This is a genomic window from Constantimarinum furrinae, from assembly GCF_014295415.1.
GTDB classification, from domain to species: Bacteria; Bacteroidota; Bacteroidia; order Flavobacteriales; family Flavobacteriaceae; genus Constantimarinum; species Constantimarinum furrinae.
On the sequence record NZ_CP052909.1, the window covers coordinates 2,190,774 to 2,203,528 of the forward strand.

The 12,755-nt window shown below is 40.5% G+C and carries 17 protein-coding genes; 12 read left to right on the forward strand and 5 right to left on the reverse strand.

Going from position 1 to position 12,755, the window contains the following annotated elements:
• Positions 1–29 precede the first annotated feature (29 nt).
• The 4 genes from ALE3EI_RS09985 to ALE3EI_RS10000 are packed head-to-tail and all read left to right on the forward strand — an operon-like array spanning position 30 to position 2,066.
• Positions 30–536: an RNA polymerase sigma factor gene (locus ALE3EI_RS09985; RefSeq protein ID WP_186988247.1), complete on the forward strand. Its 507-nt coding sequence runs from the start codon at positions 30–32 to the stop codon at positions 534–536.
• Complete coding sequence (locus tag ALE3EI_RS09990; protein WP_186988249.1) at positions 523–957, forward strand: hypothetical protein; 435 nt, start codon at positions 523–525, stop codon at positions 955–957. Before ALE3EI_RS09985 ends, ALE3EI_RS09990 begins: the two co-directional genes overlap by 14 nt.
• A gap of 16 nt (positions 958–973) precedes the next feature.
• Positions 974–1,507 (forward strand): DUF4252 domain-containing protein, encoded by a 534-nt coding sequence (locus ALE3EI_RS09995; RefSeq protein WP_186988251.1) that lies wholly within the window; start codon positions 974–976, stop codon positions 1,505–1,507.
• Between the two features lies 1 nt (position 1,508).
• Positions 1,509–2,066, forward strand: coding sequence for a DUF4252 domain-containing protein (locus ALE3EI_RS10000; RefSeq protein ID WP_186988253.1), 558 nt, complete (start codon positions 1,509–1,511; stop codon positions 2,064–2,066).
• Positions 2,067–2,383: 317 nt separating this feature from the next.
• Here ALE3EI_RS10000 and purB read toward each other — a convergent pair whose 3' ends face one another.
• The 4 genes from purB to ALE3EI_RS10020 form a co-directional block, all read right to left on the reverse strand.
• Positions 2,384–3,727: an adenylosuccinate lyase gene (gene purB, locus ALE3EI_RS10005; protein WP_186988255.1), complete on the reverse strand. Its 1,344-nt coding sequence runs from the start codon at positions 3,725–3,727 to the stop codon at positions 2,384–2,386.
• A 63-nt stretch (positions 3,728–3,790) separates the two neighbouring features.
• The gene (locus ALE3EI_RS10010; protein WP_186988257.1) at positions 3,791–4,366 is read right to left on the reverse strand and encodes an adenylosuccinate lyase; all 576 of its coding nucleotides are present in this window, start codon (positions 4,364–4,366) and stop codon (positions 3,791–3,793) included.
• 69 nt (positions 4,367–4,435) lie between these two features.
• Positions 4,436–4,603 (reverse strand): hypothetical protein, encoded by a 168-nt coding sequence (locus ALE3EI_RS10015; protein ID WP_186988259.1) that lies wholly within the window; start codon positions 4,601–4,603, stop codon positions 4,436–4,438.
• A gap of 6 nt (positions 4,604–4,609) precedes the next feature.
• Positions 4,610–5,287 (reverse strand): SIR2 family NAD-dependent protein deacylase, encoded by a 678-nt coding sequence (locus ALE3EI_RS10020; RefSeq protein WP_186988261.1) that lies wholly within the window; start codon positions 5,285–5,287, stop codon positions 4,610–4,612.
• Positions 5,288–5,435: 148 nt separating this feature from the next.
• On the opposite strand from ALE3EI_RS10020, the gene ALE3EI_RS10025 reads away from it, so the two are divergent.
• The 8 genes from ALE3EI_RS10025 (at position 5,436) to ALE3EI_RS10060 (ending at position 12,205) form a co-directional block, all read left to right on the forward strand.
• Positions 5,436–6,095 carry a TrmH family RNA methyltransferase gene (locus ALE3EI_RS10025; RefSeq protein ID WP_233279952.1) on the forward strand — a complete coding sequence of 220 codons (660 nt, stop codon included), beginning with the start codon at positions 5,436–5,438 and terminating at the stop codon, positions 6,093–6,095.
• A gap of 30 nt (positions 6,096–6,125) precedes the next feature.
• The gene (locus ALE3EI_RS10030; RefSeq protein WP_186988263.1) at positions 6,126–6,653 is read left to right on the forward strand and encodes an SRPBCC family protein; all 528 of its coding nucleotides are present in this window, start codon (positions 6,126–6,128) and stop codon (positions 6,651–6,653) included.
• Positions 6,654–6,681: 28 nt separating this feature from the next.
• Positions 6,682–7,056 carry a VOC family protein gene (locus ALE3EI_RS10035; RefSeq protein WP_186988265.1) on the forward strand — a complete coding sequence of 125 codons (375 nt, stop codon included), beginning with the start codon at positions 6,682–6,684 and terminating at the stop codon, positions 7,054–7,056.
• Positions 7,057–7,092: 36 nt separating this feature from the next.
• Positions 7,093–7,668, forward strand: coding sequence for a non-canonical purine NTP diphosphatase (locus tag ALE3EI_RS10040; RefSeq protein WP_186988267.1), 576 nt, complete (start codon positions 7,093–7,095; stop codon positions 7,666–7,668).
• A gap of 169 nt (positions 7,669–7,837) precedes the next feature.
• Positions 7,838–9,628, forward strand: a complete 1,791-nt coding sequence (locus ALE3EI_RS10045; RefSeq protein ID WP_186988269.1) for a DEAD/DEAH box helicase — start codon at positions 7,838–7,840, stop codon at positions 9,626–9,628.
• Positions 9,629–9,708: 80 nt separating this feature from the next.
• Positions 9,709–10,491: a carboxypeptidase-like regulatory domain-containing protein gene (locus ALE3EI_RS10050; protein WP_186988271.1), complete on the forward strand. Its 783-nt coding sequence runs from the start codon at positions 9,709–9,711 to the stop codon at positions 10,489–10,491.
• A 36-nt stretch (positions 10,492–10,527) separates the two neighbouring features.
• On the forward strand, positions 10,528–11,889 hold the full coding sequence (locus ALE3EI_RS10055; protein WP_186988273.1) for an aldehyde dehydrogenase: 1,362 nt from the start codon (positions 10,528–10,530) through the stop codon (positions 11,887–11,889).
• A gap of 1 nt (position 11,890) precedes the next feature.
• Positions 11,891–12,205 (forward strand): DUF6122 family protein, encoded by a 315-nt coding sequence (locus ALE3EI_RS10060; RefSeq protein WP_186988275.1) that lies wholly within the window; start codon positions 11,891–11,893, stop codon positions 12,203–12,205.
• Between the two features lie 6 nt (positions 12,206–12,211).
• On the opposite strand, the gene rlmH is transcribed toward ALE3EI_RS10060, so the two are convergent.
• On the reverse strand, positions 12,212–12,685 hold the full coding sequence (gene rlmH / locus ALE3EI_RS10065; RefSeq protein ID WP_186988277.1) for a 23S rRNA (pseudouridine(1915)-N(3))-methyltransferase RlmH: 474 nt from the start codon (positions 12,683–12,685) through the stop codon (positions 12,212–12,214).
• Between the last annotated feature and the right edge of the window lie 70 nt (positions 12,686–12,755).

Consider the following 12,755-nt stretch of genomic DNA (forward strand, 5'->3'; position numbering starts at 1 on the left):
TAATAAATGCTTTTCACTAACCAAAATAAATGAAACAGTCTGAGTTCTTAACCACGGTAATGCCTTTTAAAGACAAGTTATACCGGCTTGCCAAAAGGTTATTGGTTTCCTCGGAAGAAGCGGAAGATGCTGTTCAGGAAGTTCTTTTAAAACTTTGGAAAGGGAAGCAACAGATAATTGAATACAAAAATCCTGAAGCTTTTGCCATTACAATGACGAAGAATTATTGTCTGGACCGATTAAAATCGAAACAGGCGTCCAATTTAAAGATCGTTCACAATAATTTTCAGAATCCTGAAAATATAGAACGAACGGTAGAAGGAAATGAAGGCGTGGAAATGGTGTTTAAGATCATGGAGACACTTCCCGAACAACAACGTATTGTTTTACAACTTCGGGACATAGAACAATTTGAATTTGCGGAGATCGCGCAAATGTTAGACAATAATGAAACAGCCATACGTGTGGCTTTATCGAGAGCACGAAAGGCAGTTAGAGAACAATTAATAAAAAATTACAACTATGGAGTTAGCTAAAATAGAAGCCCTATTGGATGCTTATTTTGAAGGAAATACTACCCTGCAAGAGGAGAATCAGCTAAGAAGCTACTTTAATGGCAATGATGTTGCAAAACATCTGGAACCGTACGTGGCTCTGTTTGCAGGTTTTGAAGCCGCAAAACAGGAGACCTCTGCGAAAGAAATATCTCTTTCACAATCTTCTGCTTCGGCGAATCGCTGGTGGTATGGAGTTGCAGCCATGTTGGTTGTAGCTGTGGGAGTGGGAAGCTTTATGCTTTCTCAACCTAAGCTTTCTTCAGAAGAAAAAGAAGCTTTGGCAGCGTATCAGGAAGCAAGACAAACCATGTTGATGCTTTCAGAAAACCTGAACAAAGGCGCCAATAAACTGGTGCACATTTCAGAATTCACAGAAACTAAAAACAAAATTTTAAAATAATCTAAATCAATATCATATGAAAAAGTTAGCACTTATAGCAATCCTAATGATCGCACCTTTTTTGATGTCGGCACAAAACGCCTTTGATGCCTTCGAAAATGAAAAAGATGTATCCTCGGTAGTAGTAACCAAGAACATGTTCAAATTACTAAGTAAGATCGATCTGGAGTCAGACGATCCCGAAGTAAAAGAATATATGGAGTTGGTAAACAACTTAGACAATATTAAGATCTTTACTACAGATAACCCGGAAGTGGCAAAACGAATGAATTCGTCTGTGGCTTCCTATATTTCAAGTTCAAAAGGACTTGGGGAGTTAATGCGCGTAAAGGATGACGGGAAGAACATCAAATTCTATTCTAAAGAAGGGAAGAACGAGAACTTTGTGAGCGAACTTCTTATGCATTTGGATGGCGTGATAGACGGTAAAAAGATGACCGTGATCATGAGCATTACCGGAAATATTGATCTTAAGAAAATCTCCAAACTTACGCAAGACCTGGACGTTCCGGGAAGTGAAGAACTGAAGAACCTAAATAAAAAGCAGTAAGATGGTATTAGTAAGATATATTATCGCACTCACTCTGATTGCTTTTTCGATGATGAGTTGCAACAGTGAAGGATCTTTACAGCGTTATTTGGTAGACAAGCAGGATGACAACAAATTTGTAAAAGTCGATTTGGCAACCAGTCTACTGGAAGCCAACGATAATAATTTTTCTGAAGAACAACGTGAGATCCTAAATACAGTAAAAAAGATAAATGTGGTGGCATATCCCATTAAAGGCGGGAATAAAGCAGAGTATGAAACCGAAAGGAATGCTTTGACAGCCATTATTGATCAGGAGAAATACCAGACACTAACAAAGTTTAAATCGAACAATATTAAAACGACTCTCAAGTATGTAGGCGATGATGAAACTATTGATGAAGTGATCGTTTTTATGAGTGATGATGAACGCGGATTTGCGATCTTCAGGTTGTTAGGAGACGAAATGCGTCCCGGGCAGATGGCAAAATTGATCACCACCCTTGAACGGGGAGATTTGGATTTCACAAAATTAACAGGGTTAGGCGAGATGTTTGACGTAAAGGCCGATAGCATTTAACAATACGCCCAATATATTTAGAATTATTAAGAGGCTCCGTGAGGAGCCTTTTTTATGCTCCATTTTTAAAATAAAATCCTTGTGAGGGCGGTTTTATGTTAATTAAAACCAAACAAACTGATAAAATGTCCCTAATTTATCAGATTATCGAACGATAAATGGGGTAAAAAGAGTTTTATGTAAAAATACCACGTAATTTCATGGTATTAAGAACGATAAGCGCAAAACAAATATTCTTATTTTACAGAGACCCTGTCCCCGCTAGGTGAGGAAAATAAGATTCAGGAAAGGTTCCGGAAATATTCCGGAGCCTTTTTTCAAATCCCCGTATAATTCATCGGACTAATTTTTCTCATTTCAGTTTTTACAGAATCAGATACATCTAGCGTTTCTATAAAATCTGTAATGGACTTACCGCTAATAGTTTCATTGGTACGGGTGAGGCCTTTAAGTGCTTCATATGCGTTCGGATATGCTTCCCTGCGGAGAATTGTTTGGATCGCTTCGGCTACTACCGCCCAGTTATTTTCAAGATCCATTTTTATCTTGTCATCATTCAGCAATAATTTATCCAGCCCTTTTAAGGTAGACTGAAAAGCAATTATTGTATGCCCAATTGGTACGCCAATATTACGCAATACTGTACTATCTGTTAGGTCTCTTTGTAATCTGCTTACCGGTAATTTAGCCGAAAGATGTTCGAAGATGGCATTGGCGATCCCCAGATTTCCTTCACTATTCTCAAAATCTATAGGATTAACTTTATGAGGCATTGCCGAAGATCCAATTTCCCCTTTTTTGATCTTTTGTTTAAAATAATCCATAGAAACATAGGTCCAGATATCCCGATCTAGATCGAGAACAATGGTATTAATTCTTTTCAGACAATCAAACAAGGCGGCCATGTGGTCGTAATGCTCTATTTGAGTCGTGGGGAAGGAGTGATGTAACCCTAATTTCTCCTGAACGAATTGCGTTCCGAAGGCCTTCCAGTCTAAATCGGGGTAAGCGACCTTATGTGCGTTAAAATTCCCTGTGGCACCCCCAAATTTGGCAGCACTTTTTATGTTGTTGAGCAGATCGAATTGTTCCTCCAATCTAACCGCAAAAACTTCGATCTCTTTTCCTAAGCGGGTAGGAGAGGCCGGCTGTCCGTGGGTTCGAGCAAGCATTGGGATATTTGCCCATTCATTTGCCAGTGTTTTAAGTTTTTTCTTTAGTTCCAGAAAAAGCGGTACGTAAACTTCGTTCATCGCTTCTTTCAGGGACAGCGGGATTGCGGTATTATTTATATCCTGAGAGGTGAGTCCGAAGTGAATAAACTCCTTGTATTGCTCTAGCCCAAGGGCATCAAATTTTTCTTTTATAAAATATTCTACGGCCTTAACATCATGGTTAGTTACTTTTTCGGTATCCTTTATATGCTGAGCATCCTTGGTAGAAAATGAGGTATATAATTTCCGAATCTCTGAAAAATTACTTTTGTCAAAACTTTCCAGTTGGGGTAATGGCATTTCAACCAGAGCGATAAAGTATTCTACCTCTACCTGAACGCGATAACGAATTAATGCTTCTTCAGAAAAGAAGGGGATTAGCGATGCGGTTTTCGATGCATAGCGCCCGTCTATAGGGGATACTGCCTGTAAGGAATGAATGGACATAGTGAGAAATTTGAAAGCGCAAAGATACGGATTTGTTGTTAGTTAACCCATGACGAAACCGAGTTATTGACGGTTGAATTTTTGAATTTTCCCGAGCACATATTTTCCTCTGGCTTTATAGGCCGGACTGTTGTGATGTATGTTTTCTGAAATGATCACATTTAATTCGGGATGTATCCAGTCATATTCCGTTCCAAGGTAAAACAAGGCATGCATGGCAAATACCTTACAGGCAACCTTCTGATCGGTAATGAGCCAATCGAAGCAACATTCGGTCATTAGCTTTCGGTGTTCTACCGAGAATTTATCCTTTATTTCAGGGTCATTGTCCTTGTAATATTTTACTGCGATCATATCACAAACTTTGGCTATGGGACGGAGCGCCTGATCGCGTTTTACATTTGGAATATTGGTAAAAAATAACTCGAAATGGGGATATAACAGCGATAAACGTTCGGCACAAACAAACTCCAGGATCCACGTCGCCTTATAGGAAAGTTCCTTTTCAGAAGAAAAGCATACTCTTAAAAGTTCCTCAAACGTTTCCGGATGATCCAATACCCATTGAGCCACTTCCAGTCTGGTTTTACGGTAGGCTTTGGTATAATTCAGTTTTTGAATGAGTAATTCAGAAGACATCGCGGGTTATGTTGCAAGTTGAAAATTTCAGGTTTTTTTTTATTATTTATTCTTTATTTATTATTCACCTCATATAAACGAAAGGATATTAGCCTTCAAATTCTTGGCTTCCGGCTCTTGATTCCGACCACTCACTGCCCACTTCATACTGGTTTCAGGGTTTAAGTTATTTGTGTATGTATACTTCATACTTCGGTCTCCCGACTTCGGACTTCCGTCTTCATACTTCTTTCTCATTTCTCATTACTTATTACTTATCCATTCAACCACCTTCGGGATCCCGATGGTTGCCTTTTCGGCCAGAACAGTTATTCGTTCTGAAGAACGTATGGACGGATAAGGATCCACAAAATACACCGAGGCATGTTCGGGAGCGTATTCAATAAGTCCCGCAGCTGGATAGACCTGCATTGAAGTACCCACAATGATCACACAATCGGCGGTTGCAATTTCGTCTATTGCTGTCTCCATTAAAGGAACCGCCTCACCAAACCATACAATATGGGGTCTTAACTGATGATTATGTTCACAAAAATCACCCATATTCAAATCCGTACGCCAGTCCATCACCAGATCCTCATCGAAGGTGCTGCGTACTTTTAGGAGCTCTCCATGCAAATGAATGACCTTCGAACTTCCCGCCCGCTCATGAAGATCGTCCACATTTTGAGTGATGATCACCACCTCATGTCCGGATTCAAGTTCGACAAGCGCCTTATGAGCCGTGTTGGGTTCTACTTCAAGCAGTTGTTTTCTTCTTTTGTTATAAAAGTCGAGTACCAGATTCGGATTATTCGAAAACCCCTGTGGTGAAGCGACTTCCATCACGTCATGACCTTCCCAGAGTCCGTTACTGTCTCTAAATGTCTTTAATCCGCTTTCGGCACTTATCCCGGCCCCGCTAAGCACTACAATTTTCATAAAAATGTATTTATCCATTCAAAAATACTAAAATATGATTGGGTGAAGTATTAGTCGTGAATCGTGAATCGTGAACCGGAAGTTGTGATATATAAACAGAACGGCCGACTTCTAACAAATTTATATCTTCGTAAAAACAAAAATACCTTTGGATCTCGAACTCTTTGCATATTTACAAAGCCTGCTAACCGATCGTCGTAAGGAACTATTTAAAAAAGTATTGGCAGACCGAACCCGCCATTTTACCGTAGTAACCGAAGATGTTTATCAGTTGCACAATACCAGTGCCGTGATGCGAAGTTGTGATGTTTTTGGAATACAGGATTTACACGTCGTAGAAGAAAAGACCAGCAAACGTATCGATAAGGAAATAGCCATGGGTTCTCAAAAGTGGGTCAGTTTGCATCGCCATGATAACATAGAACGTTGCATTAAAGATTTGCGAAAGCAGGATTATAAGATCATCGCAACCACACCACATCTTGACAATACCTCACTTGAGGATTTTAAGATTGAAGAAAAGTGTGCTTTTTTCTTCGGAAAGGAAAACGAAGGCCTCAGCGATTATGTATTGAGTGAAGCCGATCGCTATTTAAAGATCCCTATGTATGGTTTTACCGAAAGTCTGAATATTTCAGTATCTGCTGCGATCATTCTTCAGCAATTGGTGTCTAGGCTGAAGCGTTCAAATATAAATTGGCAACTTTCAGAAAAAGAACGGCTGGAACTGGAAATGATCTGGACGAAAAAGACCATTAAGAGTTCCCAAAAGATCATTGAACGTTATTATGAGGATAAAAAGTTGTAAGTTTAGTATAACAATCAAAAACTCCTCCTTATGATCCTTGTTTATATTTTTGCCGTACTTATTGGCATCATAATGCTTCTTATGCTTGTTGCTCCCAGAAAGTACGATGTACAGCGCAGTATAGTAGTAAACAGACCACTTAATGAGGTCTTTCAGTATCTAAAAATGATAAAGAATCAGGATGAGTGGTCACCATGGAAAAGTCGTGACCCTGAAATGAAACAGACCTTTGAAGGGGTTGATGGAACTGTAGGCTTCGTGGCCAGATGGGAGAGTGATAAAAAGGATGTTGGTGTTGGGGAACAGGAACTTAAGGGTCTTATCGAGAACGAACGGGTGGATACCGAGATCCGATTTTTAAAACCTTGGAAAACGGTAAGTGACGGCTACTTGTTGCTGAGAGCGATCGAACCTTCAAAAACCGAGGTGATATGGGGCTTTAAAGGAAACAATAACCCTCCAATAAATGTGATGATGTTGTTTTACAATATGGATAAAAGTGTAGGAAAGGATTTTGATGAAGGTCTGGCTAAGCTTAAAGCAACATTGGAAAAATAATTAGGTCTAATTTGAAAAACTATACATCATGGAACAAAACGTATTTGTCTGGGTGGAGATCCCGGTGTCTGATATGGATCGGGCGAAAACTTTTTATGAATCCGTATTTAAGATTGAAATTCAATTAGTCGATTTTGGCGGGTTGCAGATGGGGTGGTTTCCTTCTGCTCAAGGAAAGCCGGGGGCAACCGGCACACTAATTAAGCAGGATACGTATATTCCAAGTCAGGAAGGTCCTTTGGTCTATCTTCACAGTAATGACGTACAGCAGGAATTAGATCGTATTGAAGCTGCAGGAGGGAAGATCGTTCAGAAAAAAACTCAAATTTCTCCGGATCATGGATATATGGGGGTGTTTATTGATACTGAAGGTAACCGTATTGCGCTTCACTCCATGAGCTAATAGTCTCGTTCCCTCAACCTAAATCTATCTGTTATAATGCAACTGGTTTTCGCTACTCACAATAAAAATAAATTTAAGGAAGTCGCTGCGCAAATGCCGTCATATATTGAACTGCTGAGTCTGAATGATATTGGCTGCACAGAAGATATTCCCGAAACGGCCAATACTATTGAAGGCAATGCGGCTCTTAAAGCGACATACGTAAAGGATCGCTATGGCTACGATTGCTTCGCCGATGATACAGGACTGGAGGTGACTTCCCTGAACGACGAACCCGGTGTATACAGTGCGCGATATGCCGGACCGGACAACAATGCGCAAGCAAACATGCAAAAACTGTTGGACAATCTTAAGGGACATTTAAACCGAAAGGCCCGCTTTAAAACAGCCATAGCGCTTACTTTGAAAGGCGCCGAAACTCTTTTTCTCGGAATATGTGAAGGAAGTATCATTGAAGAACCCAGAGGTGATAAAGGCTTTGGATATGATCCTGTTTTTCAACCTGAAGGATTGAGTACGACATTTGCAGAAATGAGTCTGCAAGAAAAAAGCGCCATAGGCCATAGAGGAAAGGCTATTCGGCAATTGATCGACTATCTATCGGAAGGTTAATTTTATATAAAATCAGCAGAGAGAATAATCTTTTACCTAAAAACGTTTTCATACCATTAATTGCAGTATCTTTGCCGCTTGAAAATCCTCAGGGTGAGGAGTGTTGCAGGAAGCCGTAGTTTATTTGTCGATCGCTTCAGGACAGCACAAATAAACATAACGTACTACTATGAGCACATTCCAATCGTTAGGCCTGGACGAAAATCTATTGCAGGCAATTACCGACTTAGGTTTTGAAACCCCAAGTGAGGTTCAACAAAAAACAATTCCAATTCTTTTAAATGAAGAAACCGATATGGTTTCTCTGGCACAGACCGGAACAGGTAAAACTGCTGCTTTCGGGTTTCCCATGCTTCAAAAGATCAATGCTGAAAGCCGGACTACTCAAGGTCTTATTCTTTCTCCAACCCGTGAACTGTGTATGCAGATCACCAATGAGATGGAAGCCTACGGAAAATATATAAAAGGTCTTAATGTCGTTGCCATTTACGGTGGTGCGAGCATTCAGGATCAGGCAAAGCAGATCAAGAAAGGAGCGCAGATCATCGTGGCAACTCCGGGACGGATGAAGGATATGATAGGACGTAGAATGATCGATATTTCTAAGATCGAATACTGTGTTCTCGACGAGGCGGATGAAATGCTGAATATGGGTTTCTATGAAGATATCACCGAGATTCTATCACATTCACCCAAAGATAAAAGTACCTGGTTGTTTAGCGCAACCATGCCTAAAGAAGTGGCAACGATCGCTAAAAAGTTTATGCATACGCCGGTCGAGATCACTGTTGGGTCGAGAAACGTGAGCACAGACAGTGTTTCTCATGAGTACTATCTGGTTAATACAAGAGATCGCTATCAGGCGTTAAAGCGACTTGCCGATGCCAATCCCGATATTTTTTCCGTAGTATTCTGTCGTACAAAGCGAGATACTCAAAAAGTAGCAGAACAGCTAATTACCGATGGTTACAATGCTGCTGCCTTGCACGGTGATCTAAGTCAGAATCAGCGTGACCTTGTGATGAAGTCCTTCAGAAAAAGGCAGATACAAATGCTGGTTGCTACCGATGTGGCAGCAAGAGGGATCGATGTAGACGATATTACGCACGTGATCAACTATCAGTTACCCGATGAAATTGAAACCTATACGCACCGAAGCGGGCGTACCGGAAGAGCGGGAAAAAGCGGAGTATCCATGGTGATCGTTTCCAAGAGTGAGATGCGGAAGATCAATGCCATTGAGAAAAAAATTCAGAAAAAGTTTGAACAAAAAGATATTCCAAGCGGAATAGAGATCTGTGAAGTTCAGTTATTCCATTTAGCCAACAGCATTAAGAATACCAAGGTAAACCACGATATTGATGCCTACCTTCCTAATATTGAAGAAGTTCTTCAGGATTTTACAAAGGAAGAACTTATTAAGAAGGTCTTCTCTGTTGAATTTACCAGATTCTATAATTACTACAAAAGTGCCAAGGATCTCAATTCACCTCCCGGCGATGAATACCGTGATGACGCAAAAGATTCGGTACGTTATTTTATCAATATAGGAGGGAAGGACGATTTCGACTGGATGAGTCTGAAAGATTTCCTTAGAGACTTACTTCAGCTTGGGAAAGATGATGTTTATAAGGTTGATGTAAAAGATACATTTTCGTTCTTCAATACAGACGAAAAACACATGGATCTGGTCCTTGGGATCTTTAATGATTTTAAACTTGACGGGCGAAATATCTCGGTAGAAGTTTCAAAAGATAGGGGCGGAAGAGGAAGAAAAGACCGTGGAAGTAGGGGTCGTGACCGAGACAGAAGCCGGGGAAGCGGAGGAAGTAAAGGAGGCTTTAAAAAGCGGAGCAGCGGTTATGGTGATGATAAGCCAAAATTTAAAGGAAAAAGCAGACGAAAAAGCGAACGTCCGGACAGTAAAGGTACCGGAGGACGTCGTCGCAAGAGAAGTTAAAAAAGCCCTAAAGTTTAGCGGGCATGAAACTTCCGGTTAGAAATTACGTCTATATTGTGTACTTTTAACCACTACTTGCTATGAAGAACATTATTCTATTATTAATTTTAGTGGTTTCGGTTGCAGCCGTTTCTCAGGAATCAATTGTACAGCCTCCATTAATCGAAGGTCAGGTATTAAACGATGCTACCGATGAACCGTTGGAAAATGTGAACATAGTAAACCTGAACAGCGTTGTGGGAGCCACCACCGATGAGGCCGGTAACTTTGCCATCAGAGCCACAGTGAATGATACCCTGTATTTTAGTTATCTCGGATTTAAGTCCATAAGGGTTAGAGTGACGAACGACTGGTTAAAATTTGGGGATATTAAGATCAAAATGACCGAGTTGGGAATTGCTTTGGAAGAAGTGAAAATTCGCCCCGTACAACTTACCGGATATGTAGAAGTTGATGCCAAGATCATCCCTATTTACGATAATTATAGGTATCGAATCTCCGGACTCAGTTCGGGATACGAAGGCGGGAGTCAGCAACCGGGTGCCGTAAGTAAAGTGCTTAGTTCCATCTTTAATCCGGCCGATTTTCTCTACAATGTCTTCGGAAAGCGGCCCCAACAAATGCGGAAACTTCGGAAAATGAAGGATGATGACGAGATCCGAAATCTACTGGCCAGTAAATACGATAGAGAAACCTTAATGGCCGTATTGCAGTTGGAGCGCGTGGATGTTGATGAAATTCTGAATAAATGCAGTTATTCCGAAGATTTTATTCGCACTGCAAACGACCTTCAGATCCTCGACGCTATTAGCGAATGCTATGAGGAATATAAGGTGCTTAACCGGGGAAAAGGTAAGGGATAAGAACCAGCTCTTATCTGCTTCTTTTAAACTAATCCTATGCAGCAACTGTTTAAAAGCCAACGCGAATTCTTTAATAGGAATGTAACTAAGGAGCTTTCCTTTCGAAAGAGGCAACTCCAAAAACTTGAATCGCTGCTTAAAGCACATGAAGATCAGCTTTTTAAAGCGATCTATTCCGACTTCAAAAAATCTGAGTTTGACACCTTTACATCAGAGTTGTCGATATTGTACCATGAAATAAAGGTCGCAAAAAAGCAATTGCGCAATTGGGCGAGAAAAAAAAGAATACCTACAGATCTGGCAAATTTCCCTGCTAAAAGTTACATTCTTCCCGAACCATTAGGCGTGTGTCTGGTAATTGGTGCGTGGAATTACCCATACTTGCTGTCCTTGAATCCCGTGATCTCTGCGATTGCCGCAGGAAATACTGTGATCTTAAAACCCAGTGAATTGCCCGCTGCTACAAGTGCTGTGATGGCAAAACTCATCAATTCAAATTTTGCTCCGGAGGTTTTAAAGGTCGTTGAAGGAGGAGTTTCCGAAACGACTGCATTACTCGAACTTCCCTTCGATAAGATCTTTTTTACCGGCAGTACCAAAGTGGGAAAGATCGTTTATACTGCGGCAGCAAAACAGCTCATACCCGTCACTCTGGAACTTGGTGGAAAGAGTCCGGCAATTATTTGTGAGGACGCTAATCTGAAGATGACTGCCAAACGCCTAGTTTGGGGAAAATTCCTTAACGCGGGTCAAACCTGTATTGCTCCAGATTACGTGGCAGTGCACAAAAATATTGAAAAGAGATTCCTCGAATTACTTAAGGCCGAAATTGAAGGAGAACAATTCAGTATAAAAAATCATAACTATGTGCAGATCATCAATGATGACAATTTTGTGCGACTAACTAACCTTATCGATCCTTCCAAAGTTTACTTCGGAGGGAAAACAGATCCTGCTTCACGTATTATTGAACCAACGATCCTACACCATTGTACCTTCAAGGATGACATAATGGAGGAAGAGATCTTCGGACCACTACTTCCCGTTATTACCTTTGAAGATATAGCCAATCTAATTTCAAAAATAAAAACCTTGCCCAAACCATTGTCCGCTTATGTGTTTACGGAAAAATCGGCTACAAAACGAAAGGTGTTGAACGAACTGTCCTTTGGAGGAGGTGCCGTTAATGATACTGTTATGCATATTACCAACATTAAGCTTCCCTTTGGTGGCGTTGGAAACAGCGGAATAGGAAGTTATCACGGAGAATTCGGGTTTAAAGCATTCTCACACCAAAAAAGCATTATCGATAAGCCTACCTGGCTGGAACTTCCGTTAAAGTATTACCCACATAGTGAAGGAAGTTTGAAATGGATTAGACGACTTTTGAAACTGTAATATGTTGCAGCAAATTGTACATTACAGCCTTCATTTCCTTTTTCCGGGTGTAATTGCCATTATCTTTTATAGAAAACAGTGGAAGACTGCATGGCTTATAATGATCGCAACCATGCTGGTAGATCTGGATCACTTGCTGGCAACTCCCTTGTTTTCAGCAGACCGTTGCAGTATTAATTATCACCCGCTTCACAGCTATTATATCTTTCCGGTTTACGGGATCATGTTGTTTTTTAAAAAGACGCGTATTCTGGCCATCGGACTTTTATTACACATGGCTACAGACGGGCTGGACTGTATTTGGATGAAGTATTAGTGGGGTCTAATGATGGTGGTATGGTTCATTCTTCAGTATGGTAAACGCACGGTATAGCTGCTCCACAAAGAATAGTCGCACCATTTGATGCGAAAATGTCATTGTCGAAAGGGAAATTTTTCCGTTTGCTCTTTTGTAAATTTCTTCACTAAATCCGTAAGGTCCTCCAATCACAAACACCAGGTTTTTGAGTCCGCTGTTCATTTTTTTCTGAAGAAATTCCGAAAAACCGACAGAACTGAAAGAACGTCCTTTTTCATCTAATAGGATAAGCGTATCTGAAGAATTCAGTTGTTTCAGAATTTCGACACCTTCGGCCTGTTTTTGCTGAGTTTCAGTAAGATTTTTAGCTTTTTTAAGATCGGGAATGATCTGAAACTCGAAGGGTACGTAATGGTGCAATCGCTTGCCGTACTCTTCATTAAGTGAGAAAAGTCGGTTATCATCGGTTTTTCCTATAGCCAATACGGTTATTTTCATCAGAATTTAATCAGAAATCAAAAGTACAAAGATAAAATTAGTGGTCTTAGCAATACGCAGTATGGACTTC

Excerpts from the sequence above, each read along its gene's own strand:
- ALE3EI_RS10015 (WP_186988259.1), bottom strand. The coding sequence starts at position 4,603 with ATGAGAAAGAAGTATGAAGACGGAAGTCCGAAGTCGGGAGACCGAAGT.
- ALE3EI_RS10020 (WP_186988261.1), bottom strand. The coding sequence starts at position 5,287 with ATGAAAATTGTAGTGCTTAGCGGGGCCGGGATAAGTGCCGAAAGCGGA.
- ALE3EI_RS10045 (WP_186988269.1), top strand. The coding sequence starts at position 7,838 with ATGAGCACATTCCAATCGTTAGGCCTGGACGAAAATCTATTGCAGGCA.
- ALE3EI_RS10035 (WP_186988265.1), top strand. The coding sequence starts at position 6,682 with ATGGAACAAAACGTATTTGTCTGGGTGGAGATCCCGGTGTCTGATATG.
- ALE3EI_RS09995 (WP_186988251.1), top strand. The coding sequence starts at position 974 with ATGAAAAAGTTAGCACTTATAGCAATCCTAATGATCGCACCTTTTTTG.
- ALE3EI_RS10030 (WP_186988263.1), top strand. The coding sequence starts at position 6,126 with ATGATCCTTGTTTATATTTTTGCCGTACTTATTGGCATCATAATGCTT.
- ALE3EI_RS09985 (WP_186988247.1), top strand. The coding sequence starts at position 30 with ATGAAACAGTCTGAGTTCTTAACCACGGTAATGCCTTTTAAAGACAAG.
- ALE3EI_RS10055 (WP_186988273.1), top strand. The coding sequence starts at position 10,528 with ATGCAGCAACTGTTTAAAAGCCAACGCGAATTCTTTAATAGGAATGTA.
- ALE3EI_RS10000 (WP_186988253.1), top strand. The coding sequence starts at position 1,509 with ATGGTATTAGTAAGATATATTATCGCACTCACTCTGATTGCTTTTTCG.
- ALE3EI_RS10060 (WP_186988275.1), top strand. The coding sequence starts at position 11,891 with ATGTTGCAGCAAATTGTACATTACAGCCTTCATTTCCTTTTTCCGGGT.
- ALE3EI_RS10050 (WP_186988271.1), top strand. The coding sequence starts at position 9,709 with ATGAAGAACATTATTCTATTATTAATTTTAGTGGTTTCGGTTGCAGCC.
- ALE3EI_RS10010 (WP_186988257.1), bottom strand. The coding sequence starts at position 4,366 with ATGTCTTCTGAATTACTCATTCAAAAACTGAATTATACCAAAGCCTAC.
- rlmH (WP_186988277.1), bottom strand. The coding sequence starts at position 12,685 with ATGAAAATAACCGTATTGGCTATAGGAAAAACCGATGATAACCGACTT.
- purB (WP_186988255.1), bottom strand. The coding sequence starts at position 3,727 with ATGTCCATTCATTCCTTACAGGCAGTATCCCCTATAGACGGGCGCTAT.
- ALE3EI_RS10040 (WP_186988267.1), top strand. The coding sequence starts at position 7,093 with ATGCAACTGGTTTTCGCTACTCACAATAAAAATAAATTTAAGGAAGTC.
- ALE3EI_RS09990 (WP_186988249.1), top strand. The coding sequence starts at position 523 with ATGGAGTTAGCTAAAATAGAAGCCCTATTGGATGCTTATTTTGAAGGA.